Source organism: Psychrobacillus sp. FSL K6-2843 (assembly GCF_038626375.1).
Taxonomy (GTDB): Bacteria; Bacillota; Bacilli; order Bacillales_A; family Planococcaceae; genus Psychrobacillus; species Psychrobacillus faecigallinarum.
Window position 1 is genome coordinate 689,778 of record NZ_CP152021.1, and the last position, 25,810, is coordinate 715,587.

General features: G+C 32.6%; 33 protein-coding genes and 1 pseudogene. 29 read left to right on the forward strand and 5 right to left on the reverse strand.

Annotated features, from left to right (window positions below; all coding sequences use genetic code 11):
- Positions 1-315 precede the first annotated feature (315 nt).
- From MKY94_RS03435 to MKY94_RS03460, 6 genes are all read left to right on the forward strand, one after another.
- On the forward strand, positions 316-573 hold the full coding sequence (locus tag MKY94_RS03435; RefSeq protein ID WP_342577996.1) for a hypothetical protein: 258 nt from the start codon (positions 316-318) through the stop codon (positions 571-573).
- Positions 574-1,003: 430 nt separating this feature from the next.
- Positions 1,004-1,540 (forward strand): hypothetical protein, encoded by a 537-nt coding sequence (locus tag MKY94_RS03440; RefSeq protein ID WP_342577997.1) that lies wholly within the window; start codon positions 1,004-1,006, stop codon positions 1,538-1,540.
- Between the two features lie 200 nt (positions 1,541-1,740).
- Positions 1,741-2,229: a GNAT family N-acetyltransferase gene (locus MKY94_RS03445; RefSeq protein ID WP_342577998.1), complete on the forward strand. Its 489-nt coding sequence runs from the start codon at positions 1,741-1,743 to the stop codon at positions 2,227-2,229.
- A 169-nt stretch (positions 2,230-2,398) separates the two neighbouring features.
- Positions 2,399-2,944 (forward strand): hypothetical protein, encoded by a 546-nt coding sequence (locus tag MKY94_RS03450; RefSeq protein ID WP_342577999.1) that lies wholly within the window; start codon positions 2,399-2,401, stop codon positions 2,942-2,944.
- A gap of 159 nt (positions 2,945-3,103) precedes the next feature.
- Positions 3,104-3,571 carry a DUF2691 family protein gene (locus MKY94_RS03455; RefSeq protein ID WP_144542059.1) on the forward strand — a complete coding sequence of 156 codons (468 nt, stop codon included), beginning with the start codon at positions 3,104-3,106 and terminating at the stop codon, positions 3,569-3,571.
- Positions 3,572-3,712: 141 nt separating this feature from the next.
- Positions 3,713-4,054, forward strand: a complete 342-nt coding sequence (locus tag MKY94_RS03460; protein WP_342578000.1) for a hypothetical protein — start codon at positions 3,713-3,715, stop codon at positions 4,052-4,054.
- Between the two features lie 161 nt (positions 4,055-4,215).
- On the opposite strand, the gene MKY94_RS03465 is transcribed toward MKY94_RS03460, so the two are convergent.
- Complete coding sequence (locus tag MKY94_RS03465) at positions 4,216-5,454, reverse strand: IS110 family transposase (protein ID WP_342578001.1); 1,239 nt, start codon at positions 5,452-5,454, stop codon at positions 4,216-4,218.
- A gap of 325 nt (positions 5,455-5,779) precedes the next feature.
- Between MKY94_RS03465 and MKY94_RS03470 the strand changes: the two genes are divergently transcribed.
- The 11 genes from MKY94_RS03470 (at position 5,780) to MKY94_RS03520 (ending at position 11,911) form a co-directional block, all read left to right on the forward strand.
- The gene (locus MKY94_RS03470; RefSeq protein ID WP_342578002.1) at positions 5,780-6,466 is read left to right on the forward strand and encodes a DUF2711 family protein; all 687 of its coding nucleotides are present in this window, start codon (positions 5,780-5,782) and stop codon (positions 6,464-6,466) included.
- Positions 6,467-6,596: 130 nt separating this feature from the next.
- The gene (locus tag MKY94_RS03475) at positions 6,597-7,121 is read left to right on the forward strand and encodes a hypothetical protein (RefSeq protein ID WP_342578003.1); all 525 of its coding nucleotides are present in this window, start codon (positions 6,597-6,599) and stop codon (positions 7,119-7,121) included.
- A gap of 249 nt (positions 7,122-7,370) precedes the next feature.
- Positions 7,371-7,853, forward strand: coding sequence for a sigma-70 family RNA polymerase sigma factor (locus tag MKY94_RS03480; protein WP_342578004.1), 483 nt, complete (start codon positions 7,371-7,373; stop codon positions 7,851-7,853).
- Positions 7,846-8,520: a zf-HC2 domain-containing protein gene (locus tag MKY94_RS03485; RefSeq protein ID WP_342578006.1), complete on the forward strand. Its 675-nt coding sequence runs from the start codon at positions 7,846-7,848 to the stop codon at positions 8,518-8,520. Before MKY94_RS03480 ends, MKY94_RS03485 begins: the two co-directional genes overlap by 8 nt.
- 162 nt (positions 8,521-8,682) lie before the next feature.
- The gene (locus MKY94_RS03490) at positions 8,683-8,874 is read left to right on the forward strand and encodes a hypothetical protein (RefSeq protein WP_342578007.1); all 192 of its coding nucleotides are present in this window, start codon (positions 8,683-8,685) and stop codon (positions 8,872-8,874) included.
- 166 nt (positions 8,875-9,040) lie between these two features.
- On the forward strand, positions 9,041-9,253 hold the full coding sequence (locus MKY94_RS03495) for a hypothetical protein (RefSeq protein ID WP_342578008.1): 213 nt from the start codon (positions 9,041-9,043) through the stop codon (positions 9,251-9,253).
- Positions 9,254-9,377: 124 nt separating this feature from the next.
- Positions 9,378-9,602 (forward strand): DUF3953 domain-containing protein, encoded by a 225-nt coding sequence (locus MKY94_RS03500; protein ID WP_342578009.1) that lies wholly within the window; start codon positions 9,378-9,380, stop codon positions 9,600-9,602.
- Positions 9,603-9,724: 122 nt separating this feature from the next.
- Positions 9,725-9,961, forward strand: a complete 237-nt coding sequence (locus MKY94_RS03505) for a hypothetical protein (protein ID WP_342578010.1) — start codon at positions 9,725-9,727, stop codon at positions 9,959-9,961.
- Positions 9,962-10,121: 160 nt separating this feature from the next.
- Positions 10,122-10,793: a permease gene (locus tag MKY94_RS03510; RefSeq protein WP_342578011.1), complete on the forward strand. Its 672-nt coding sequence runs from the start codon at positions 10,122-10,124 to the stop codon at positions 10,791-10,793.
- Between the two features lie 401 nt (positions 10,794-11,194).
- Positions 11,195-11,425: a hypothetical protein gene (locus MKY94_RS03515; protein ID WP_342578012.1), complete on the forward strand. Its 231-nt coding sequence runs from the start codon at positions 11,195-11,197 to the stop codon at positions 11,423-11,425.
- A gap of 96 nt (positions 11,426-11,521) precedes the next feature.
- On the forward strand, positions 11,522-11,911 hold the full coding sequence (locus MKY94_RS03520; protein WP_340844137.1) for a hypothetical protein: 390 nt from the start codon (positions 11,522-11,524) through the stop codon (positions 11,909-11,911).
- Between the two features lie 775 nt (positions 11,912-12,686).
- Here the strand turns inward: MKY94_RS03520 and MKY94_RS03525 are convergent.
- The 3 genes from MKY94_RS03525 to MKY94_RS03535 form a co-directional block, all read right to left on the reverse strand.
- Positions 12,687-13,079, reverse strand: a complete 393-nt coding sequence (locus MKY94_RS03525; protein WP_340844138.1) for a hypothetical protein — start codon at positions 13,077-13,079, stop codon at positions 12,687-12,689.
- Positions 13,080-13,268: 189 nt separating this feature from the next.
- Positions 13,269-14,291 carry a DUF4179 domain-containing protein gene (locus MKY94_RS03530; protein WP_342578013.1) on the reverse strand — a complete coding sequence of 341 codons (1,023 nt, stop codon included), beginning with the start codon at positions 14,289-14,291 and terminating at the stop codon, positions 13,269-13,271.
- On the reverse strand, positions 14,288-14,806 hold the full coding sequence (locus MKY94_RS03535) for a sigma-70 family RNA polymerase sigma factor (protein ID WP_342578014.1): 519 nt from the start codon (positions 14,804-14,806) through the stop codon (positions 14,288-14,290). Before MKY94_RS03535 ends, MKY94_RS03530 begins: the two co-directional genes overlap by 4 nt.
- Positions 14,807-15,008: 202 nt before the next feature.
- On the opposite strand from MKY94_RS03535, the gene MKY94_RS03540 reads away from it, so the two are divergent.
- The 11 genes and pseudogenes from MKY94_RS03540 (at position 15,009) to MKY94_RS03590 (ending at position 22,784) form a co-directional block, all read left to right on the forward strand.
- Complete coding sequence (locus tag MKY94_RS03540; RefSeq protein WP_342578015.1) at positions 15,009-16,004, forward strand: aminoglycoside phosphotransferase family protein; 996 nt, start codon at positions 15,009-15,011, stop codon at positions 16,002-16,004.
- Between the two features lie 338 nt (positions 16,005-16,342).
- Positions 16,343-16,870 (forward strand): sigma-70 family RNA polymerase sigma factor, encoded by a 528-nt coding sequence (locus MKY94_RS03545; RefSeq protein ID WP_342578016.1) that lies wholly within the window; start codon positions 16,343-16,345, stop codon positions 16,868-16,870.
- Positions 16,860-17,858: an LCP family protein gene (locus tag MKY94_RS03550; RefSeq protein WP_342578017.1), complete on the forward strand. Its 999-nt coding sequence runs from the start codon at positions 16,860-16,862 to the stop codon at positions 17,856-17,858. The genes MKY94_RS03545 and MKY94_RS03550 overlap by 11 nt, the downstream gene beginning before the upstream one ends.
- Before the next feature lie 454 nt (positions 17,859-18,312).
- Positions 18,313-18,666, forward strand: a complete 354-nt coding sequence (locus MKY94_RS03555) for a DUF5412 domain-containing protein (protein WP_342578648.1) — start codon at positions 18,313-18,315, stop codon at positions 18,664-18,666.
- Between the two features lie 132 nt (positions 18,667-18,798).
- Complete coding sequence (locus tag MKY94_RS03560) at positions 18,799-18,990, forward strand: hypothetical protein (protein WP_154311459.1); 192 nt, start codon at positions 18,799-18,801, stop codon at positions 18,988-18,990.
- A gap of 398 nt (positions 18,991-19,388) precedes the next feature.
- Complete coding sequence (locus MKY94_RS03565; RefSeq protein WP_342578018.1) at positions 19,389-19,913, forward strand: N-acetyltransferase; 525 nt, start codon at positions 19,389-19,391, stop codon at positions 19,911-19,913.
- 119 nt (positions 19,914-20,032) lie between these two features.
- Positions 20,033-20,298, forward strand: a pseudogene (locus MKY94_RS03570) (CPCC family cysteine-rich protein).
- A 112-nt stretch (positions 20,299-20,410) separates the two neighbouring features.
- Positions 20,411-20,725 carry a hypothetical protein gene (locus MKY94_RS03575; RefSeq protein ID WP_154311455.1) on the forward strand — a complete coding sequence of 105 codons (315 nt, stop codon included), beginning with the start codon at positions 20,411-20,413 and terminating at the stop codon, positions 20,723-20,725.
- 459 nt (positions 20,726-21,184) lie between these two features.
- Positions 21,185-21,832, forward strand: a complete 648-nt coding sequence (locus MKY94_RS03580; protein ID WP_342578019.1) for a hypothetical protein — start codon at positions 21,185-21,187, stop codon at positions 21,830-21,832.
- Between the two features lie 223 nt (positions 21,833-22,055).
- Complete coding sequence (locus tag MKY94_RS03585; protein WP_342578649.1) at positions 22,056-22,430, forward strand: DUF4279 domain-containing protein; 375 nt, start codon at positions 22,056-22,058, stop codon at positions 22,428-22,430.
- A gap of 198 nt (positions 22,431-22,628) precedes the next feature.
- Positions 22,629-22,784, forward strand: a complete 156-nt coding sequence (locus MKY94_RS03590) for a hypothetical protein (RefSeq protein ID WP_191696654.1) — start codon at positions 22,629-22,631, stop codon at positions 22,782-22,784.
- A 360-nt stretch (positions 22,785-23,144) separates the two neighbouring features.
- Here the strand turns inward: MKY94_RS03590 and nhaC are convergent, their stop codons facing one another.
- A complete protein-coding gene (nhaC, locus tag MKY94_RS03595; RefSeq protein ID WP_342578020.1) occupies positions 23,145-24,530 on the reverse strand; it encodes a Na+/H+ antiporter NhaC in 1,386 nt (461 codons plus the stop codon).
- Positions 24,531-25,140: 610 nt separating this feature from the next.
- On the opposite strand from nhaC, the gene MKY94_RS03600 reads away from it, so the two are divergent.
- Positions 25,141-25,734 carry a hypothetical protein gene (locus MKY94_RS03600; RefSeq protein WP_342578021.1) on the forward strand — a complete coding sequence of 198 codons (594 nt, stop codon included), beginning with the start codon at positions 25,141-25,143 and terminating at the stop codon, positions 25,732-25,734.
- Positions 25,735-25,810 lie beyond the last annotated feature (76 nt).

Here is a 25,810-nt window from a genome sequence, read left to right on the forward strand (position 1 = left end):
AACTGTAATTTTTTCAACTAACGAGGTGCTTAGTTAAAGATTCGCTATCCGAAATAATTAAAATTATTACTGTGTATTTTAAAAGTTAAAACCAAATTATTGGGTTACCAACTATAATATAAATTAAAATATTTCTAAAAATCCGTATATTGATATTTGAAAAGAATTTTAAAATCATCTTTCTTAATGAGAGGTGATTTTTAATTGGGTGATTATCGTAAAATGTCTATATATTGTGAATGATTTCACTTAAACTAAAGCAGTAGGTTAGTTGAATAAGAAGGGTTTGCAGAGAGGGAGTGGAAGCTGGTGGATATGAAAAAGAACCACTACTTTTATATTATCATTGGATATATAGGTACTTTATTAATTTTGATTGCCGGTATAAGGCACATTTTAATCACAGATGATGTCATAGGAAATGGACTCATATTCTTTGGACTTATTTTTATCCTAAATAGTTTTAATTTTATCGAATCCAAATTTCTTACAGTAAAAGAAAGACGAATTGTTAATTGGTCATTCTTTAGTTTGATGGCAATAATTCTAATGATTGGTTTTACTTTCATATAAATATCATCTTAATTTTCAACTAAGGGTGCTTTAGTTAACAAGGGGCTACCTGTAAGGGGAGCTTTTTCTTATTGAACTAAAGATTCAGGGAAAATAATAGGTTGGTGGTGAAATCAAATATTAGTTTCTTTTTATATCTTAATGGTAACGTGGATTATTATATTTACTATGTCTTTATATAGTCAGAAAGGAAAAGGTAAATTAAAAAAGATTACTTTTAAAATTTGTAATAGTATGCCTAATTTCTATTGGGTCAATGATTTTAACAATTGGTTTTTTGAGTCTAATGGGATAAAAGGAATGTAAAAACGTTTTTCTCTAACGGGTGCTTTACTTCAAGAAGGGGTAAAGCATTTTTTGCTTATTGAACTACCGACGCAGGTTAGTTCAACAAGGCTAGAACAAATAAGTACCAATTTTTTTAAGGAGGATGGATAAGTTGATAACCAAAGCAGAAATAATAAATCAACCATATTCGGGACAATACAAGGAGAGGATTTATGATGTTACAAATCCATGGAATTCCCAAAGTTGGACATGGATAAAATTTGAGAATGAGGATTTTAATGAATGGTGTGGTGAATTCAGAGGGTTACCATGGGCTGTTGCATTATCCAAAAAATATAACAATGTTCTAGTTCTAACTTCAGATTATTTATTTCAAATTGATTGTCTTAGTGGAGAAATTATCGAATATGAGTCCCAACATTTATATCAAAGTTTAACTGTAACTCCATCAGGAGAATTCATAATAGCTGATTATTATAGTATTGAAAAAGTAGAATCAAATTTGAAAAATAAGGTGCTTTTGGAAAGTCCATTAGAAATGATGGACATGATTAAATTTAATGGTTGGTCTAATAATAAGTTATCAATCACATGTAATGAGTTAATAAATTGGGACAATAAATTTGAGTTAGAACTTGATGGAGAAACACTAGAAATAACTATAAAAGGCTTTACATAACACCATATATCTGTGTTTCAGTCATTTTCTTATTCAACTATCGAGGTGCTTTAGCAAAATATGGCCATCGTTCGATGGTCTATCTTTATGTCCAAAATATTAAGTTGATCTCAGATATACATTGTGAAATGTTACACTTAAACTAAAGCAGCAGGTTAGTTGAAGAAGAAATTCTGTTTTAAGGAGGGTTTTCATCGCTTATGAGTATCACTATTGAGCAAGTAGATTATGAGAGAAAATTTGTTTTAAGACATTTGATTGAATTGTACAATTATGATTTTAGTGAATTTACGAATGATGATGTAAATGAGATTGGTTTATATGACTATAAGTATTTAGATAATTATTGGAATGAGCCAAACAGATATCCATTCTTTATTAAAGTTAATAGTAAATATGCTGGATTTGCTTTAATAAGAAAGATTACGAATGATAGTAGCAATGATGTTTATAATTCGATGGCTGAATTTTTTGTTATGAAAAAGTATAGAAAAATGGGTGTAGGGAGAATAGCTGCTATAAATTTATTTGGGAAATATAAAGAAAAGTGGGAAGTGTCTGTTATAAAAGAAAATAAAGATGCTCAAATATTTTGGAAAAAAGTAATATGTAAATATTCAAATAATAATTATATAGAAAACAAAAATGAAGATGGAGACACTATATTTTCATTCAAAACTACTGATTAGTATCTTCACCTAAAGGGTGCTTTACTTTAAGAAGGAGTAAAGCCTTTTTGCTTATTGAACTAAAGCAGGAGGTAGTTGAACAAATTACCACAAGATATATTGAAACGAAAATTACGAAATTCTGTCTAACTATAAAAGGGGTGACGATATTAAAAAACTTAGCCTAATTTTGTCTTTAATATTTTTATCAATAGGGTTATTGGGCTGTCAACAAAGTGTTAAAGAGGAGGAACTCAACAACGAAATTATTAAAAATGTAACCAATTCTACTAATCAAAATATGCCTAAAGTTATGCCAAGTGATTTTGGTTTTTCTATTCAGTTCGGTGTACAAAAAAAGAATGAAATTAATACTTTCAAAGGAACAGTAACTAAGGATTTAGTAGCAGATGGTACTGCAACCACAGAGTTAATCTTAACAGAAGAAGAAATGAAAGATATTTATGAGAAAATGCAAGAAATTAATATAGCCGAAAAGAAGGAATTTACACCTGAACCTATAAACGGAACGGTTTGCATGCAAGAACCATACGAAGAGGATGAGTGGAAAATTATTATCAACGGTGAAACGTTAACACTTTCAATTTCAGGGAAACACTGCGAACCAACGAACGATGGAAAACAACTAATTGAGTTGAGAAATTATGTCTTTAATATAATTAAAAGCAAGGGTGAATATAAATCAATCCCAGAGTCCAATGGAGGGTACCAATAGTTGTTCAGCTAACGAGGTGCTTTAGCAAAATATGGCCATCATTTTGGTGGTCTATTTCTATGTCCAAAATATTAAGTTGATCTCAGATATGCATTTGTGAAATGTTACACCTAAACTAAAGGTGCAGGTTAATTCAATAAATTAAAGGCAGGTGAAGAAATGAAACGAGGAATCAGTTTTGAAATTCCCAATGAATACGGAAGGTTTCTTTGGGAGGTATTAACTCCCTTTGAAATTACTAAATTCATTTGGCTAAGTGGAGGCGAGGAATCATATTTAGTTGAGGATGATGAATTAGGAAAACCACTATTCGCAGACGAGGTAAACTGGATAGAGGGCTTATCCCTTAAAGAACTTTTAGAAGATAATAGATATTATCTCATTTTTGTGGACTTAAAAGCCTACTCAAAAGAGAAAAATCCATCAGTAATTGAGACGTATAGAGATTTTTTAAATAGTGATTGTGAACTCGTATTATTAGTTGTTGATTCTGTTTATGTCACGATTTATTGTAAGGACAATGAAAAACTTGAAAGATTTTATGATAATGCAAAGATAAAAAGGTTTGAAAACCTCCAATACATTACTGATAAAAATGACACAAGAATAAAGCTATCAAATTGGTAACAGTGATTTATAACTATACCTTCTTATTCCACTAACGGGTGCTTTACTTCAGGAAGGGGTAAAGCCTTTTTTCTTATTGAACTAAAGGTGCAGTTCAATTCAATAAAGTGTGATAATATCCTTGTAAATTAGGAGGGAAAAATGATATCTAAAATAAAGAAAATTGTAAGTTATTTTATATTTAAGATTGGACTGAAATCAAAACAAAGTTCGGTGGGATGGACAACCTTTGAACCATTAAGAATCGTACCCGAATATACAAATATAGATTTAGAGAAAAAACAAGTCACAGGGGTAGTAAAATATAATGGTGAAGTATATTTAACTGTAATTGTGGATGTTCAAAATAATAAAACAAAGACAGTAGGAAGCTTAAGAAGGATTGCTGAAGTAACAAAACCTTTTAAAAAAAGTAACTACATTGAAATAATTAAATCTGAAGCAGAATTTTTAATAAAAAATGGAGAAACAAACCCCAGATAATACTACGTTAATCGTTAACTTCTTATTCAACTAAACCAGCTAATAGAATGTCAAGAAAAACATTTTAAATCGAAAAACACTTCATGTTATACTAAAAATGCACAACACAAATAACCCTCCAAATTTAATTCGGAAGGTTTTTGATATATTTGAAAATTATGTTATTTAATAGTTTCTTGGAATGGTGTTTTCGTTTTTAAAATCGCATAAATCCAGTGTAAGAGCTTATTAGCACAAGCTATAACGGCTACCTTATACGGCTTACCTTCATCGCGTTTTAAATCGTAGAAGGATCGTAATCGTTTATTTCGTGCAATGGTTTCATCTTTTGTTTTCTTTTTACGGCTATCTCGGATTGAACAGCGAACAGCTGTGTAAAGCGTGTGGCGAAGCCTAGCTGAACCGCGTTTGGTAATGTGATTTTTCGTGCCTTTAAAGCGACCTGATTCAAACACACTTGGGTCTAGACCCGCAAAGGCTACTAACTTTTTCGGATGATTAAACCGCTCAATTTCCCCGATTTCTGAAAGAATCGTGGCCGCGATTTTTTCACCTATACCGGGAAGTGACTGGATTAATTCATATTCTTCGAGTTGTGCCGCCAATTGATCCATCTCACGCTCTAACGTGGAAAGTTGTTGGCGGTACGCTTGAAGTAAATCAATATACATATTCAGACTAACGAGAAGGCTCTGATAAAGCGTTGACTGAAATGGGTTGCGTTCCGCCGCTGCGATTAAGTCCTCAGCTCTTTCATACGCCCAATTAAATGAACGTGCTTTACAATGCTTATCAATAAATTGTGCAATCTCTTCTACACCTGCTTTTAGTACTGATTCAGATGTAGGAAAGGACTGTAAAGTCCTTAATGAAATCTCAGCGTATAAATCACCATAAACTCCTTTATACTCCGGGAATACTTGATCTAATATGGCTTGAAATTGTAGCTTTGTTTGAACCATAATTCCCGTCATATTTTCGTGTTGTCTTGTGAGATGTCGAAGGTTTAATAGCTGAATACCACGCTTTTTCTGAGGCTCTAAATCCTCTTTGTAATATAGTTCACCTAAGTGATAGGCATCAATGGCATCAGTTTTAGTTTTTCGTAAGTTAGAGCTTTTTGCTCGATAAGATACCAGTGGATTTACGATTATGACAATGTACTCTTGTGCCTCTAAAAACTGTACAACTGGGGCATGATAGTGACCTGTTGATTCCAAAACAACAGGTGGTTTTAACCCTGTTTTGCGCTCTAAATCTAGTAAATAAGCGTGTAACTCTTCAAGACCTTCCACGGTATGTTGAATCTTCACACTGTTTTTATAGGGCATTTTTTTATCCAAGAACATTTGAACCTGACTTTCACCTTTTGCGACATCCAGACCGACTACTGGATTCATATTTTATCTCCTCCTCATAAAGTGTATTGACCGGTAACCTCTATCTAGCTTGTTATTCATATCTTCGCTTGTTATGCGGGATCATCATGTCCCAACCAGCCTAATCATGTGTTAACAAGTAGAGGGTGAACTGTTTAGTTGTCGGGATCAAGTCCCACGAGTGCTTCCGTTCTACCCCGGCTACTATCAATCTATAAATTGAATAAAAAATAGTCAACCAGTTATCTGGCTGACCTTATAATACGAACGGGTGCTTTAGTAGAGATTATTGATTTACTTCGGGAAAGTAAGATAAGAACACTGATCAATCAAAGGGGTGATGTAAATGTTAGAGTATATTTGGTTGGACGATAAATCCCCCATTTTAAATCAATTACCAAAGAATTTTAAATCAGCAGCTATTTTGCTTCATCCTTTTATCCAAATGCCCTTAGGGTGGGAAAAAAGTAAACGGAAAAATGAATTCGAACATATATATCCAACAGATCAAGAAATATTACAAAGTGGAAAACCGATTAGTTGGGAGACAATGAGAAAACAGAGTGGTTTGAATAATTTAGAAGAGCTGGCAATAGCATTAAAGTCTTCTATCGGTGCTCTAAATGAAAATTACTTAAGAAAAGATTTAGCTAAGAAATTAGTTGCATGTATAAAAGATGACCTATATTATCCTTATGAAGATCTCCCATCGGTATTTTTAATCACTGATTTACTTAATATCCTTAGTTCAAAAGGGGCAAAGCAATTAAGCTACTCAGACCCGTTGTTAGATAAAAGTGAAATTGTAGACGTAAATCAGTTAGATCCATTAAAGATATTTGAACTGGCACTGAATGAACTATTAATTACCGATGAAAATATGGATTTCGCTTTCATGAATGTTTATGACTCATTTATTACAATAATTATGGGAAAAGATGATACATTAAACGACATTGTTAAAACGATGAGCTTGGAAGCAATTATATGTGACAAAAATACTTATATTAACTGGTATTCAAAAGCTTATTAAGCTAACGGGTGCTTAGTTAAACAAGACCATCATATTTTTCGGTGGTCTATTTTTACGTCCAAATCATCAATTAGATATCGACGATATGATGTGAAATGTTACACTTAAACTAACGTAGGGGGGTTATAAAGTGGTGGAAATCTCATTTATAAACATAAGCGAGGACTATGAAGAAGAAGTGAATTTCGGTATTAAAACAAAGGAAATACCTATAAGTATTTTCGAAATAAAGTGTGAGGACATTGAGCAGTACCATAACGTTTTTAGAGGTGTCATATCCATTCTCGCTGATTTTTCAACTAGGCTAATTACAATTATATCGGAACCTGTTCCATTGAAAATCCCCTTTCATTATAAACAGACTGTTTTAAAAGGGAAAAAGATGATTCAAACTGACTTCATAGATTCCTCAGCAAGTGGTTTTCTTGAAAACTATTTTTCCGAAAGTGAGTATCGAAATTCTAATGATTTTCTTTGCATAGGTGAAGTCCAATCATGGGAAGTAAAACCTAGACCTGAATTTACCCCACTATCTTTTATAGACTTAAAAGGTTTGTTTGCCTTTTCTGAAGACCTAAAAATAATTCAGTGTGTAGTATTTGAAGCAGGCTTTCAAACTGAATTTTTAGCGGAATTGAAAGATATCATGTCCTAATCCTTATTCAACTAACGGGTGCTTAGCAAAACATGGCCATCATTTCGATGGTCTACTTTTATGTCCAAATCATTAGGTTGATCTCAGATATGCATTGTGAAATGTTACACTTAAACTAATGGTGCATTTAATTGAATAAGTGAATATCTGCATCTTTTATAATGATGCAGTTTTATTAAAAGTGTTGTAACGAAATCAATAATTTTGTGATACATAGATAAATGGCCAGACGGAAGAAGGAGGGTGGCAGTGGATAAGGACAATATATACCAAGATTATGGAGATTTTATTTTTAAATACTTGTTAACTTTGACAAACAACCTTGATTTAGCAGAAGAGCTAACCCAAGAAACATTTTATCAAGCGATTAAATCCATTAATAACTTTTACGATAATGGTACAGCCAAGTTTTCCACGTGGCTTTGCGCAATTGCTAAAAACGTTTGGCTACAAGAATTAAACCGTAAAGATAAAAATCTACAATTGAAGGAATCACTACAAGGTGAAAGTATAGCGTTTTACGACTTGGAAGATGACTATATAAAAAACGAAGATAAAGTTATGTTTTTTAAAAAGGCCCATCAACTCAATGAGGATAAACGAGAAATACTTTATTTAAGATTGTTGGGGGACTTATCGTTCAAAGAAATTGGTTCAGTTCTTGAAAAGTCGGAAAACTGGGCAAGAGTAACTTTTTATAGGGCAAAACTTGAACTCAGAAAGGATGAGTAAGGTTATGAAACATAGTGTATTTAAGGATTTGGCTCCAGCTTATATTGATAAATTAACAAGTGAAGAAACAAACGAACAGATAGAAAGTCATATGGATCAATGTGAAGAATGCCGAAATTATTTAAATAAAATGAAGGAAGATTTATTTTCAGAATATGAAAATGAAAGAAGAAAGGATAAAAGGAATGTTGATTATTTCAAAAAGGTACGCTCCAAAAATAGAAAAAAGATAACAGTTATCGTCTCATCACTACTAGCTATGTTTCTTGTTCTGATAACGGCTTATTACTTTGTGTTCGTAAATATGTGGCAAGCAAATTCCAGTGATGTTGATACAAACATTCAGACTCAAGGAACGTTGTCTACACTTTTATTCAAAGCAAAAAAGGACAATCATTATATAATTTTAACCACTTCACTAACGGATGGGGAATATACAGATACTATATTTGTATATGAAAAAAGAAACGATTTCTCTTCCCCATCGAAAATCTTAAAAGATGGGGGTGGCATTACTTTCACATTTGAAGATGAAAATACGTTATTACTGTACAATGGGAAGAAAAAGAAACTAACGGATGAGGATAAGATAACTATACAATATAAAGATAAAACCGATGTAATTCCTATAAAAGATTTATATGATAAAGGTAACGATGCTGAATGATTTAAAATGGGATAGACGACGGCCATTGTTGAAAAAAATATGATCATCATTTCGATGGTCTATTTTTATTTTTACAAAACATTAATTTGATCCTAGATATGCATTGTTCAAAAACGGTGCAGTATAGTTGAACAATGATAACCAACTATAAGGAGTGAGAATATGATTTTTGTTGCTGGATTAATAGGAGGGTTTTTAATGCCTATCTTGTGCGTTGTATTTTGTTTAAATTTGGTTTCTATAGTGAAAAAGGTTAAACACGAAGAAAAAACTACGGCTAGTACTTTTTGGCTTACAATATCGTTTACTCTTATTATGTGGAGTATTGCAATAATAGCAGGAAGCAGTTATTAAGCTAACGGTTGCTTTAGCAAAATATGACCATCATTTCGATGGTCTATTTTTATGTTCAAAACATTAAGTTGATCCCAGATATTCATTGTGAAATACTACAATTTAACTCACTCGGCAGATTAGTTCAATAATAGGATCGATCCTTTTAGTCAAAATTGCAAAGTAAATGGGGAATAAACAGATGGGTAAAAAAGTTACCTTTTCATTTAGTACAGAACTTGAAGATTCAAAGATAGTAGAAACATTCAATTTTGAAAATTTAGGTATTGACGAGGGTATGGATGATGAAGTAGAAAAAAATGTAATAGATAATCTTTTTCAAAGATGGGTTTGGCATAAGCTTAATATTTCTTATAGCATAGTTATAGAAGAGGAATAACCTACATGGACGACAATATTTTACAATCAAATTTTATTCAACTAACGCGAGCTTTACTTCAATAAGAAGAAATAACTTTTTAACAAAGCGGCGGGTTAGTTCAATAATTCGAGGGGGAATTGAGTTGAAATTTATTAAAATAAATCTTGCTTTAGTTGTAATAGCGATTTCAGTATACGGCTTAATTACAAAAGTTTTTTTGTATGGTCTAATACCATCTTTATTGCTGGGCATTTTTATTGCAATTATTGGAATAGAGGAGTTTAAAAATAAAGGAAGAAATAGTTGGGGAATGTTTTTTATACCAGTATCTTTATTAGTTATTGTGGTGGCTCTATTTAGTATCTAACTTAAACTAATGAGTAGTTTAGTTAACAGGGGGCTACCTGTAAGGGTATATTTTTCTTATTGATCTAACGTGGCAGGCTTGCTTAAATGTCGACATAAGAATTTAATTAAGGGAGGCAAGAAATGACTGATAACAATAATAGATTACTCCTCTTATGTGAGAAGTTTATAAAAAAAGAATATGGTCTTATAGAATTTCAAAGTAGAATGGGAACAGCTAACTTCCCAGATCATTTAAGTAATTTTCAGGATGAAATTATAAATCGGTTAGAAATTATTAAGTTTACCGAGAAAGAAATAGACTACTATCGACAAACATTAGAGGTAATAGAAGAATTAAAAAAACAACTATTAAAATAAGTATTCTTATTCAACTAACGCAACAGTAAAAAAGGATAATTGCATATTAATAACTAATTGTTAATGAACAGAGTAAAGAAGGATAATTAAGTGATAAAAATGAGTTCAAACCGTGTAGAGACATTCAATGGCGAAAATTTATTTGTAGGGTGATAAGTAGATGATAGGAATAAGTATTGCAACGAAGTGGGAATATGAAGCGACATTGGAATACTTTAGCGTAAAAAATAACGAACGTTTTGGTTATCCATATGGCGAGTATTTCATAAGAACAATTAATGATACTGAGCTTGTTTTTTATAGTACAGGTGTAAGAAAAGTAAATGGTGTTGGTGGTAATCAATATATGATTTCTAAATTTAATTTAACTAAAGTAATCGTTGCTGGAACATGTGCAGGAATAGATGAGAAGTTCAGTAATTTGGATATTTTTGTGCCCGATAAAGCCGTTCAATATGATTGTACAGTAAAAGAAACTGAGCCTCTTATTAAACAATCCTTCATAGTCGATATTGATTTATCGAAATATGGAAATGATTTTTATACAGGAACAATTGGCACCGCTGATAAAGCAGTAGTTATGTGGAAGGACTATATAGAACTTAAAGAAAACGATATAACAATAGCCGATACAGAAGCGGGTGCAATTGCTTATATCTGTAAGAAGAATGATGTTGAATGTATTATTATTAAAGGAATATCTGATTTCCCAACAGATGAAAGAAACTCTGATAAATTCGAATCGAACATTGAACAGATTAATGTTTATTTAGAAAACACACCCAAAGTTATGAACAAAATATTTGGCGAATATTTAAAAAGATTTATATAAATAAATTTAAAGTTAAGTAGAAAGATTATGATTGTTGATGAAACTTGTCTTTTATTGAACTGTTGTTTTCCGATAGTTCCAAATCCTTTATTTTTGGGCTTCCGGTAAATATATTGTATGACCATTACACATATCCCCATTATAATAAAGGCAGGAAATTTGGGGCGGAATACTTTTCTGTATCGAGAGGTTTAAGTAGAATTTAGAATAGCTTCAAAAATAATAAAACCAAAAAACGGTGAATATTTAGGAAGTATAAAAGAAAATAAATATCATCTTATCAAGCTAACGAGTGGTTTAGTTAACAAGGGGCTACCTGTAAGGGTATTTTTTTCTTGTGGATCTAACGTGGCAGGCTTGCTTAAATGTCGACATAAGAATTTAATTAAGGGAGGCAAACAATGACTGATAACAATAATAGATTACTCCTCTTATGTAAGAAGTTTATAAAAAAAGAATATGGTCTTATAGAATTTCAAAGTAGAATGGGAACAGCTAACTTCCCAGAACACTTAAATGATTTTCAGGATGAAATTATAAATCAGTTAGAAATTATTAAGTTTACCGAGAAAGAAATAGACTACTATCGAAAAACATCAGAGGTAATAGAGGAAATAAAAAACAAATACTAAAATAAGTATTCTTCTTCAATTAACGCAGCAAGTTAGTTGAACAAGAAATGTTTGGTAGGATGTCGAATAGTTAATAAAAAGGGGAGGTAGCTTACATTGAAGAAAATTTCTATGTACGTTTTTATTATCTGTTCAATGTTGACGTTAGCGTCTTGTCAAAACAATAGTGGTCTTACATTCAAAGGCGAAGGTGAAAATTGGAATGGCGAACTAATTACTAAATATGATTTTTTTGGAAAAGAGATTCAGAGTATAAAGATTACCTATAAAGGGGAAAAACCTGAACAACTAAGTGTACTTAATATACTTGTAGAAAGTCCTGACTTCTTAACTTTGGGTATGGGCGAGATAGAATTAGATAAAAATGGTATCTATTATGGTGAAGATGTTTTTGAATTGGAAACTAAAACTCCCTCTTCGTCCCAGATAATATTAACAATAGATGGTGAAGAGTCTGAAAGTATAACGTTAAATTCAAATTCATAAAATTTTTTAGCTAATGGGTGCTTTAGTAAAGATTTTAGAGCTAATTAGGCAACTCTTTTTCATATTGTACTATCGGGCAGGACTAATTAGATAAAAATTAGGAGAGTGCTATGAGAGTTTTTTTAGAGTCAGCACTAATTTTAGTTATATTCGTATTTGTTAGTAGCATATGGGTTATTTTTTTCGGAAGTATATATTTAGAGATTGGCATTGATATTGAAAAATATGGTTGGACGCCTTATGTCTCTATTCTTATGCTGTTTTTGGTGCTATATACAAATAAATTGCAATTTAGCAGAAAGAATAAAGGAAAAGTTAGAGAAAAACTACCGAAATTGATTTCTAAAATACTTGTTTTCACTGCAATTAGTCTGCTATTCTTTCCGCCAGTACTGAGTTTCTTCTTCAACTAACTGGTGATTTACTTCAATAAGGGATCCCTTCAGAAAAATGCGGATTTACAACGGTAAGGATTTTTTTCTGACGGAATCGCGTACAAGGCTAAGGAATTCGTAAAGGTCTAAGTTCATTGGGACTAATCATGTTCCTAAAATCCAATCGAATCAGCTAGTATATGCATTAAATCATTTCGTTGATTTTCCGTTAATACTTTCCGTCCTCTTGAAGTTTTCATGATTCACCAACCTTGTAATTAATGGCTATGTTAAAGGTAAAGGTGGATTTAAAATACAATTAAAAAATGAGCTAGGATATTTTTTCCTGACTCATTTTACTATGATATTGTTTTTTACGAACGCAACCGTTAGTTACGTTATTACAAACTAATTTCTTCACCTATACTTATAGCACGAAAAGGATTTTTTTCCTTTGACTTTAACGATTCAATAAAGTCTGAAGTTAAGTCCTCTTTGTTAATAATTATTCTTGTAGAACCAAATACTACACCGTGTAAAAAAATGGGTTCAATAGATTCTGGATTCTTAAGTCGTTCATAAAAAAAACTGTCTAAAACAATAGTTGCATAACTAAAATTGCCTGTATTGTTAGTGAATTGATAGTTAACTTCAATAATAAGTTCGTCATTGTTTTCCTCTATCTCATAGGTGAAACTTTTTACTTCTGCACTTTTATTAGGAAATAAAATCCACACTAAGCACAACAAAAAAATCCCAGATATAATGAAAGCTATTACTTTGTTTCTTTTCAAAAATTCCCCCCCATTTTATTTTATTAAACTGCACCGTTAGTTTAAGTGTAACATTTCACAAACAAAACCACCTCACGAAAAATCAACCGAAGCCTTTAACATAGCATAATTAATAATAAAAACAGCAAGGCGACTGTCATTGACAGTCACCTACTTATTGTAAAATAATTTTTTAAATGCTCCGCACAATTACTCTTTCTTTATTAATTTTAATTCTTCATAGTCCTTCACTTTTAACGAAAGTGATTGCTGTTCATTCCACACACTGTAAGGGAAAACAACGGTAATAACTGTTTGTTGTTCTTGCTCTAATCGTTCAATGTTGGCGCCCTTTGCATAAAAGGATTCCCCGTTACCATTTATCAACGCTGTTTCAAAAGTAATATTTTCGTCTTCATTACTGATACCATTGATTTTAAAACTCACTTGCATCGACCCGTTTGTTACGATAGCCTGTTGTAATGTTAAACCAGGAACTGAGTTTTCTGCTAGATACACTTGTGTAACAACGTTTGCTGATGTTAAATCAAATGCCCATTCACCATCAATGGAAGTAATGCCATCTTCCTTGTTTAAAAAGTGGACGGTTTCAACGACTAATCGAGCACCTTCTAAAGATGGGGCAGTTGTCGTCATTGACTCCGCAAGCAATTCAAGTGTAGCTCTATTATTTTTCACACTTGTCAGATGGAACTGTAAACCACTATAAATGCCTGGTCCTGCAATTTCTTTAGTATCTGATACATGAGCATCAATTTCTTTACCAGCTGCATCAAACAGACGATATTCAAAGTCCAAGTAGTTTAAATTGTCCTGCGAAATATGCTCGGATTCAATCGTTAACTGCGATCCTAGGCGATAGGCATCTGCAAAGAAATTATCTAATGTAATGGTAATGTTTTTAGATTCCTGTGTTTGCGCAATATATTGTAAATCACCATTTTCAGCAGCTGTCTCTAAGCCAGGATCGCTTATGCCTAAAAAAGCTTGTAGTTTTGCTAATGCTGTATCATTTGTTAGTAAAATACTTGAACTTAAGGCGATTGCAGCAGCAGCTACTGATATAGGTTTTAGCCATGATTTTTTTGCTTTTTTCTTCGATTGCTGACGAATTTGTTCGTATGATTGGTCAAAAGCTGTGCGAATGGAAGTAGGTAATTCTTGCTCCTGATTTATATCCTCTTTCATTAACTCATCCACATTACGTTTCATATTAAATTAGCTCCTTCCAAATAATACGTATGTTTTAATTGTTTTTTAGCCCTTGAGATACGTGATTTGATAGTCCCTTCAGATTCATGCAAAAATTCACTAATTTCCTTTGTCGTAAAGCCGTTTACATAATAAAGCGTTAATGCAAGCCGGTGATTATCATCTAAACTATTTAGTGCATCATCTAGCTCCAACGTCAAAAAATCTTGATGCGATAAATTATTGAGTACTATTTCATCCATTGCAGCAAATGGTTTATTTTTTTTCATAAAGCGGTAGCAATTATTCAATAAAATTCGACATATCCACGTATTAAAATACTGTCCTTTTTTCAACGTCGCAATTTTCTCGAAGGCAATCATAATTGTTTCTTGCAATAAATCCGCAATGTCCTCATCCTTTAGTTCTAGTCGCTTTGCTGTTCGATACAAAATAAGTTCATATTGCTGAATAAGCTGTATAAACGCTTCGCTATCTCCTTTCTGCGCTTTTTTCACTAAAATGTCATTCTCCATTGTCAGCACCTCTCATTTCATTACATACCGTTAGAGCATTTGATGGGATGTTTAGTTGCATAAAGATTAATATTTTTATTATTTCATTTTCTAGTCTAGAAAACGATGGTTAGTTGAAGAAGGGGTTTTATTTCAAATTGCAGAATAACTATGAAAAGGTATGGGTTAACAAAATAGATAGCAAAAGCAGGGGGCGGCACTATTGAGCGAAGAGATTTATAAAACAGTAGAACAACTGATAAAGAAAACAAAAAGAAAAGAGACTGTAATTGCGATAAATAACTTACAAAAAAATAAAGATGGATTTAGTAATGACATTTCAATGTTTCATCTTACTTACTCCCAAGGTGAGGAAATATTCTCCAAGGAAGTTGTCTTAAAAGAATTTAGTGAAAATGTGAAGTTTAATAAAGAATTAAATGTTTTAAGGAGTAAGGATGTAAATACGTCCATTAATATTCCAACTATTTATTTTGAAGATAAAGAAAAGAGAATATTATTGATGGAACTAGTAAAGGGAGTCACTCTGGACAAATATTACTTAGCAAACCCAGAGAATATACAGTCAGCATTTAGAGATTTTGGTGTCACGCTCGCACAAGTTCATTCAATTTGCACGGATACGGTTCGTGACTTTTTTGCGGATAACAATTTGCGAAAAAAAGAATATATCAATTTCTACATAGAGAGTTTAAAAAATAGGGTTGCGAAGTTTGAAGACCCTGTATACATAAATTGCCTTCTAAATATCTCTGAAATGTTCAATACTGTTTCATTTACTGAAGTTTTAAATCACGGAGATTATCATTTTTGGAATACAATATTAACTAATGATAATAAATTGTATATTTTGGATTGGGAAAAAGCTTTTATAGGAGACCCTCGTTATGATATAGCGAATACACTTGTCTTAGGGTATTCGTGGTTCGGGACTAACTTCAAAGAACCTATGTTAGATGCTTATCAGAACATCACAAACAAGAAAATTGAACATTTGGAGTGCTTTGAAGCCTTATCAAGTTTTGACTCATTTACTAAAACGGTTCCGTTAATACAAGGTGCTGATGACTCCCATATTCGAGACAGATCGTTTGAGTGGTTAAAGAGACGTTATGAACTTTTTGTAAGACACAACGGAAAGAGAATAAATGAAGCTGAAGAATACTTATTGTCTAAAGGTGTAGTATTCAAAATTTAGTAACTTTTCTTATTCAACTATCGGTCCTTTAGTTAAACAAGTGGCTGCTGTTATGACAGCTTTTTTTATTGAACTAGCGGCAAATAGTGAAATATTGAATAATTATAAACAATAAGCCTGTATCTATGATTGCTTGGTAATCTAAGATACAGGTTTTGTATTTCAGTTATAATTGTAGGCATGCATTTCTACGGAATATTATAAAGAACAATTAAATATTAAACGCCGATTAGAATAGAATCTGTCTTCAATATTAAATAATTTAAGAAATTGAACCTATTATGAATTGATAATCGTCTAATAGCAGAATTTGAAGTAGGTTGAAAGGGGGGAGTAAATTGGACAGAGAAGAAAAAGATTACATATTAGAAAAAATGATGATTGAATATGGTAATGAGTTGGTACGATTGGCATTTTCTTATGTGAAAGATACAGAGACTGCTAAGGATATGGTTCAAAATACGTTCATCAAATGCTACAAAAACCTTGATTCGTTTCGGTTTGACGCACAAATAAAAACATGGCTATTTCGTATAACAATTAACGAATGTAAGGATTACTTAAAAAGTTGGAATTACAAAATGGTACAGGTGAAAAGTTTTATTAATGAAACAGCAAAGTCGATATTACCATCAACAGAAAAAACAGTTATTGATAAATACAATAATGAAGAATTAAAAGATACTATTTTTTCTCTACCAAAAGTGTATCTAGAAGTGGTTTATCTATACTATTATGATTCATTTACGACGGAGGAAATTGCCGAAGTTTTAGATATTCCAGTGAATACAGTGAAAACTCGATTGAGAAGAGCAAAACAAAGGCTAGAGTCGATGATAAAGGAGGCGGAACTAAATGGCAGATAAACGATTAAGAGATAGATTTTATAATGCGTCAAATCAAGAACTAAGGTTTACGAAAGAAGATCGTAATGAAGTATTTGAACAAATTCATAAACTGGAGAAGAATCATCATAAACAAAAGAAGTTTCATGTTTCTTCTAAAAAAATTGTTCCATTTACAGTTTCTTTATTATTGATAGGCTTGAGTATGTTCTTGTTTCTTCCATCGCTTCTCTCTGCAAACTTCAATAAAGAATCTAACAGCAGTAATGCAAGTGAATCAGTATTTCAGGAAGATGAGTTATTAACCACTCTATTTACGGTGAAAGATGACAATCTTAGAATTCCTCTTAACCTTTTACTTACTTATAGTAAAGATAAAAAGACGATGAAAGTTCTATCTATCCCTCGTGATACTTATGCTCCGATAGTGGATAAGAATGATGGGACTACTTCATATGATAAATTGACATTTGCTTATGCCTACGGTTCGGGAGGGGCTGAAAGTGTAAGAACAACAGTTTCTAAGTTATTTGATTTACCCATCGATTATTATGCTGTTATGGATCTAGAAACTCTTTCAACGTTGATTGATTCAGTGAATGGTATAGATTACTATTTGGAAGAAGATATTCAAGTAAGAGCTATATCTAGAGTGTCATTTGAATTCGAAAAAGGGCCGAATCGTTTGAATGGAGAAGAGGTTGTGGCATTAATGATGGCTGCTACAGTAGGAAAATTGGGTGAAGAAAACCAGTTAAACCTAATGAATGCGGTTATAAATCAAACATTAAACGAATTACCACAAACACAATTAAAACAAATTGCTACTAAAATAGAAGGCAATATTCCAATTGAACAATTGTTAGAGAATAAAATGGAATCTGACTCGATACAATCGGTATCATTAATCGATGGAATGAAAGATGTAAAAATAGATGAGAATTACTATATTAAATTTGAAAAAGAGTTTTTAAATTCTATTTCAAAAGAGTTAACTACATTTAACTAAATAAAAATTAGTATATTTAGGAATTACTTACGGATGTAAATTTATACTTAGAAAATTTAAAGGTATATTAATTATAAATGTAGATTAACGCACTTTTTAAGAGTGATGTTCAGCTAATGGGTGCTTTACTTCAATAAGGAATTGAATGGAGGTAGAAAAGTTGAGGAGAAAGCAAATACTCTATTACCTGTTTTGGAACAGTTTTGTGATTGGGTAGAAAAAAACCGCAATAATTAACATGAAGTTAAACAAGTAGCTGTCTGTAAGGATAGCTTTTTCTTATTGAACCAATGCCGCAGGTTAGTTTAATAAGTTATGTAATGGAAACTTTATTGGTTGGTTTAACGTATTTATTACAAAGAGTTTAAATTTTTAGGTAATTAAAACGAAAAGGAGGGTGGCTTTGGAGCATAATAAATCAAATGTTGAGTATAAGAAAAAGAAACTTAATAAATTGTTAAAGATATTCATAATGATTGGTTTGTTAATTGTTGGACTTATCGGATATGGAGTTTATTGGGCTTTCTTTGATATGAATAGGTTGCCGACAGGAGAATATCTAACTGAAGAGATATCACCTGATGGAAAGTATACATTAAAAGCATATGTCATCAATGGTGGGGCAACAACATCATATTCTGTTCGTGGTGAGTTGGTATTTAATATTAAAGATAAAAAAACTAAAAATATCTATTGGAACAATCAAGAAGACACCGCCACTATTTCTTGGAAGGACAATAACACAGTAGAAATTAATGGACATACGTTAGATGTGAAAAGGGATAAATTTGATTTTAGGAATCAATAATAATTTCCTTTCTTATTCAACTAACGAGAAGCTTTAGTTAACAAGGGGCTACCTGTAAGGGTAGCTTTTTCTTATTGAACTAACGGTGCAGATTAGTTGAACAATGATAAACAACTACAAAGGAGTGAAAATATGATTATTGCCTATGCCTTTCTATTAATAGGGGCTTTTAATGCCTATCTTGTGCGTTATATTTTGTTTGAATTTGGTTTCTATATTGAAAAAGGTAAAACACGAAGAAAAAACTACGGTCAATACCGTTTGGCTTACAATGTCGTTTACTTTTATTATGTGGAGCATTGCAATGCTAGCAGCAGGCATTAATAATTAAGCTAACGAGGTGCTTTACTTCAGAAGGAGTAAAGCTTTTTCTTGTTGAACTAAAATCAAGAAAAAAATATATTGACGTTCGGAGGGGGCACTTTGTCAACAGAACGATAAGCAATGATTAGATTCTTGAAACAACAAGTTACTCAACGTTACGAGAACGAGGTTTTAAGGGTTCTTTTCCTCACTTTTATAGGAAGTCAGAAATGGAGTACATATCCGAACTGGCGGAACAGCTAGATTAATTCACTGCTTGTTCAACTACCGTGTGCTTAGTTCAAGAAGGAGTAAAGATTTTTTCTTCTTAAACTAAAGGTGCAGGATAGTGTAAGAAGGAGTTTATTTTTATTTGTAGAATTATTATCAAAATAAGCAAAGGTAATGGGGGCAGACAGATGACGAATAGTAGTAACCAGGTAACCCTAAGAATTGGGAATATAAATGATGCAGAAGCTGTTCTAAAACTTCAAAAGGAAATTCTTTCAGAAAGTGAATTTATGATTTCGGTATTAGAAGAGTTTGAAGAAACTGTGGAGCAAATAAGAAACTGGATAGAGAAAATCTTAGCGAATGAAAGAGAAAAGCTAATCATGGCGGAAAGCAATGGGCAGATTGTTGGTTTGATTGTTTTTCGCGCAAAAAGTACTAAAAGGCTTTTACATACTGATTCTTTTACGGCAATGGTCAAAAAAGAGTTCCGCAATCAAGGCATTGGTAAACTGCTGATTAAAGAACTTTTAAACTGGGCGGAACACAACCCTTTAATAGAGAAAGTTAGTTTAGGTGTTTTATCAACAAATCAACGAGCAATCGAATTGTACAAAAATATGGGATTTGTTGAAGAAGGACGTAAAATTAAAGAAGTTAAGTTTAATGATGACTTATATGTAGACGATATACTTATGTATAAACTGGTTTAACAATCTATTTAAACGGAGAGCTACTATATAAAATAATTGTTTGTGAAGAAATGTACTTAAGCTAACGGGTCCTTTACTTCAATAAGGAGTAAAGCCTTTTTCCTTCTTCAGGTGATTGCATGAAATATACTTGTCCTTGCTGTGGATATAAAACTTTGGATGAAGAACCAACAGATACAGATGCAATTTGCAAAATATGCTTTTGGCATGATGACGGTGTTCAATTTCGAGACCCTGATTATGAAGGTGGGGCAAATGAAGTCTCATTAAAACAAGCACAAAAAAAATTATTAATTTTGGGGCATGTGAAGAATACTGTATTAAATTTGTCAGAAAGCCAAATAAGGAAAATATAAAAGACACTAATTGGAAACTACTTGATTAGTGATTTCTTATTCAGCTAAAGGGTGGTTTAGCAAAATATGGCCATCATTTTTGTGGTCTATTTATATGTATAAAACATAAGGTTGAACCCAGATATGCAAAGGGGTGTTATTGTGAAAAATATAATCACAATAAGTTTTTTATTATTGATTTTTTTACTTTTTGCTGGTTGTTCTAATTATCAAGAGAGCTTTACTATCACAGGGACAGTAGAGGAGATACTTGTTGAGGAAGAAATGTTAGTAATTAAAGAATACGGCGGAGTTGATGAAGGTAGAAAAGATGGAAATGTATACGAAATACCTGTTGATGATGTAGAGAAATATAATATTGGGCAGAAACTTGAAATAACTGTCTTTTCTAATACTACTGCTGATATTTGGGATTTAGATTATATGAAGTTCGATATAAAAACAGTCGAAAGTTAAACTTCTTATTCAACTCCCATGAAAATTAAAAAATGCTCCAAATATACATAATTGCATAACAAAAGAGACTCAGAAATTGCTTTTTTTAAAAAAACTGAGCCTTCAGAATGTTTATATTAAGTTAAAAGGTAAATCAAGAATCAACTCCATATTCTTGTAAGAATAAAGGCAGGCTGGTGCAATAACCAGAGTAGGATTAATCTACCATGAGTGCTACTCATATAGAGTGCGACAGCCTGTGATGCAACGTGGTCGTCGGAGTCAGACTAACGGATGGGCTCAATGGCACCATAGTTGATCGACCTTCTTCGCCAGCCATAGTATCCTATACCCGATTTTCACATTTTCATTCTCTGTGGCGTAGCGCTGGTTTTGCGCTATATGGATGGCTAACGGTGCGGTTTAGTGCAAGAAGGATAGTGATTACATATATCTCTTTTTGATGGAAGGCGTGTATGAATGAAATTATTAATAATCCAACCAAAACTTGAAAAACATATTGAACAGCTCGAAGCTGAACTAAAAAATAACCCTGATGTTGATGTAGTCATTTTTCCAGAGGGGTATCTAAATGAAAATGTTAAAAAAGCATGTGATTTAGCTAAAAGATATAATACTATCTTAATCGGCGGACATAAAAGGCTACAAGAAAGACCAAAAGACAGAGTTATAGTAATAAATCGTAGGGGTGAGATAATTTTAGATAGAGTAAAGTATAGTACAACATCTTTCCTAGTAGTAGAGGGCTTGAAAATTGGTCACATTCTTTGCGATGAGTTAATAGTACAAGGAATTAAGGGTGAAGAATATAATGACGTAGACTTAATTGTACATCCAATTGGTGTGGGGATGTTTAGCAATGAACAGTTCGAAGAATGGATTACAGAAGCAGCAAAAATCGCAATCAAATATAAAACAATGGTTATTGGGACTAGCCACGCTGATGGTTTATTTGGAGATACAGGTATTTCTATACCAATTGCTTATTGTATTGACAAAGATGGTTCAGTTGTTTTTATATCAGAGAACGATGTCCGAGCACGAATTTTAAATTTTGAAACAAAAGAAGTGTTAGTTCTAAGTGAAGGCTTAATTCTTCAAGATTAGTTTGTGAAGAATTGCACTTAAAGTAACGGGTGCTTTAGTAAAGATCATTGGGATGCTTAGGAAACTCTTTTTTCTTATTGAAGTAAAGTGGCAGTTTGTTCAATAAGAAAAAAGAAGATAAAATCAAGAGGTAAAAAATGAAAAAAACAAATAGTTATACTTATTTGGAATAGGTAGTAAAGGAAAAATAGATCATAGAGGCTTCGTTGCTTATGAAAGTGGTATTTTCAATCCAGATGATATAACTAAGCTACTTGGAATACAACCATTTAGCAGTTGGAACTATGGTGATACAAGAAGGAATGGTTTGAAGTATTTGTTTTTGGATTGGTCTGCTGAAAAATCTAACGTAGATAGGTTAGATGTTGAAGCGAAATGTATGGACACCATTAAAAATCTAAAAAATAAAATATCACTACTAAAGGAAATCAAGGAACAATATGATGTACACTATGTAATCATGATTGTTCCCAGTATTTATGGCGAAGAAAAACCACTAATGGGTTTTAATGAAGAAATAATTGAATTCTGCTATTTAACAGGTACAACCATAGAGGTTGATATGTATGTGTATCCAGATGAAGTTGAGAGTATATAGATACTAAGCTAACGGATGCTTTAGCAAAACATGGCCATCTTTCGATGATTTATTTTTATATCCAAAACATTATGTGGACCCAGCTATGCATTGTGAAATGTAAGACTTAAACTAAAGGTGCAGTTTTAGTCTAAGATTTCGCTTTGAATATGGTAAAATATAGTTTATATTTCATTACTTGGGGATAGGGGATGTAATATGAATAAGACGGTTGAAGCTTTTAAAAATATGTTCTTGGATTTAGTTTCGATGGGTAAAGGCTTAGTATATGGATTTGTAATGATTGGATTGTTGATTTTAATTGGTGGTGCTTTATTATACGGTATTCTGTTTCTAAGAAATCTTATGTTTTAACCATTGTTTATGAATTTGAAATTAATTTCCTTGTTCAAAGAGGTGCTTAAGCAAAATATGGCCGTCGCATTTCGAAGGTATATTTTTATGTCCAAAACATTAAGTGGATCCCAGATAGCATTGTGAAATGTTACGTTAAAACTAACGGTGTAGGTTAGTTGAAGTACAATCTATAACTTTAGTACGTATTATGCATCTAATTTTTTAAAGGGGTTGTTATTGTGAAAAATAAAATCACAATAAGCTTTTTCAAACTTGCGAACAGAATAGCGTACAATGGACGGTCTTATCCGTCTATATTTATAGTAAAAGCCTCATTACTAAATAAAATTAGTAATGAGGCTTTAAGCTTAAAAAATACTATTTTTCTTCGATATAAGTCAGTGTTTTTCCAGTCAGTCCAAATAATATAGTCAAGATCGGACTAAGCAAGCAGAAAAATGCAAATGGTAAGTAGTCGAGTGTTGTAACAGCCAATACATTCGTAATGAAAATTCCACATACACTCCATGGTACAAGGGGGTTTACAACCGTACCAGCATCTTCCATTACGCGTGCTAAGTTTTTATTCGCTAAACCAACTTTTTTAAATTGTGCTTGGAATGCTTCTCCAGTCAATAAAATTGATAAGTACTGCTCTCCGATAAGTGTATTCACCCCAATTGCGGTAAAAGCAGTTGCTGCAATAACAGAACTAACTTTCTTTAGCGAACTTTCCACTTTCATCAGTAAGCTTTGAACTATGCCGAGTGTAAACAAAAGTCCACCCATACTTAAGGCAAGAAGAACAAGCCCAATCGTAAACATCATGCTATTAATGCCTCCCCTAGAAAGTAAGGAGTCTATTGCTTCAATACCTGTGCTAGATGTAAAACCATAAAATAGTATATTCAATACTTCACTAAAACTAATAAAGTGATGGAAATAGGAAATAAGTATAGCAACAACTGATGTTAAAGCTAAAGATAATATAGCAGGCACTTTCTTAATGGAAAGTATAACGAGTAAAACAAGGGGGATTAATGTATACCAATGAATCATCCCTGTTTGGAGTAGTCCTGCTTGAAATTCATTTAGTTGCTCGAGCTCTTGAAATTCTTTGTTTGGCGATAAAATTCCATATCCAATTAGCGAAATAAAGAATGCTGGGATCGTTGTCCATCCCATATTCCGAATATGTTCAAATAAATCTACCTGAACGATAGCAGATGCAAGATTTGTAGTATCTGACAGTGGAGACATTTTGTCTCCGAAAAAAGCTCCTGAAACAATGGCTCCAGCTGTAATAGCTAAAGAGATATCCATAGCACTAGCCATTCCAATAAAAGCAACACCTATTGTAGCTACTGTTGTTAGGGAACTTCCTATCGATAAACCAACGATACAAGTTACTAGAAATACAATAGCATAAAAAAAGTGTGGCGTAATAAATTGAAAGCCTAAGTGAATAAGTGTTGGAATCGTACCACCTATCATTAAGCTACTTACTAATATACCAATAAAGAAAAAGATGAAAATTGCGCCAAGGCCCGCTTTGGCACCATCTACTAGTCCTTCTTCTAGTTTTTTGTAAGGTACTTTCTTCATAAGACCATAAGTTATAAGTAATAGAACTGCCAGTAAGATAGGCATATGAGGAACTGAATCAAATTTTATGATACAAAGCGCCATTATAGCGATAATCATAGTACTAAGTAGTGCCGCCTCCGCAAATGAGGGGGAGATTGTGGAACGAATACGAAACATTGTAAATCCTCCTAATAATAGTTTTTAGGAATGAAAAAAACCTTCCAATCCCTATAGCTAGGGACGAAGGAAATCTCCGCGGTACCACCCTATTTGTCGAACAATTTGTATGTTCAACCACTTCATTAAAAACGAGTTTACTTGATTGTTGTAATTCATCTATCATGTTTACCTGAACTTTCACCAACCGTTCAGTCTCTTTGTGCTGGGTACATGCAGATTACTAGGACAATCACTCGTACATATTATGCTTTCGCGATTCAACGCTTTCAATCACTAAAGTAATTAGAATTTTATCATGTTTTACCGCACTGTCAAGAGGTATTATTTAAAATGTAGTGAGTTTCCTAGCTAACTTGATTTTACCAATGATAGTAGGAGCGGCAATAAGGGAGGATGAATTCCAAGAATTAACCCGATGGTTTTTTCGTTTAAAAAACAGTTCTTCAACTAGCGGGTGCTTTACTTCAAGAAGGAGTATAGCTTTTTTTCTTATTGAACTAAAGGTGCAGTTTATTTTAAGAAAATAATTGGAATTTTTATGGTAAAATATAAATGATTAATAGATGATTTTATGTTAAGGATTTTCAATCACAGGGGGTGCAGAATAATGAAGCTAATAACATTCGCATTTACAGGATTATTGGTAAGTGGATTATTAACTGGATTTACGAAGGAAGAAACGAAAGTTGAACAATCTAAAACAGAAGACACGGAAGTTGAACAAGTAAAAGCAGAAGCCGAAGTCAACGACCCGAAGACGTGGAAGGATGTTTCAACGCCTGAAGGCTTCAACAGTAATGGAATAGAACCAACGTTGGAAGCTTGGATTGCCTATCACGCTGAAGATATTGCCAAAACAACCGACGTCAAAGAATATTACCCGAGGGCAAATCGTCTCAGATCGGAAATGAAATATTTTCGGATTCAAGGTGAAGACCTTCAAAAAGACTTTGAAAATTTGGAGGTGCTTCAAACTTTGATGGGTAATCTTGTTTATTCTATTTCGGTGGCAGAAGAGCAAGGGATTGAAACGGCAGGAACCTATGACGAATTAAAAAAATCTTTTAGGTATTTCACCGAACTAGTTCACGATATCGACATTGTAATAAATCGCGACGGAAAGGGCGAAACTTTTGGGTTCACGCACCAATTAGACGGGAAAAAGGTTAAGGAAATGGAAACGTTTATCTATATAGATTAACTAGTTTTGAGGTCACTTCAAGAAGGATTACTGCTTTTTTTGTTGAACCTATTAAGCTAACTGGTGCTTTACTTAA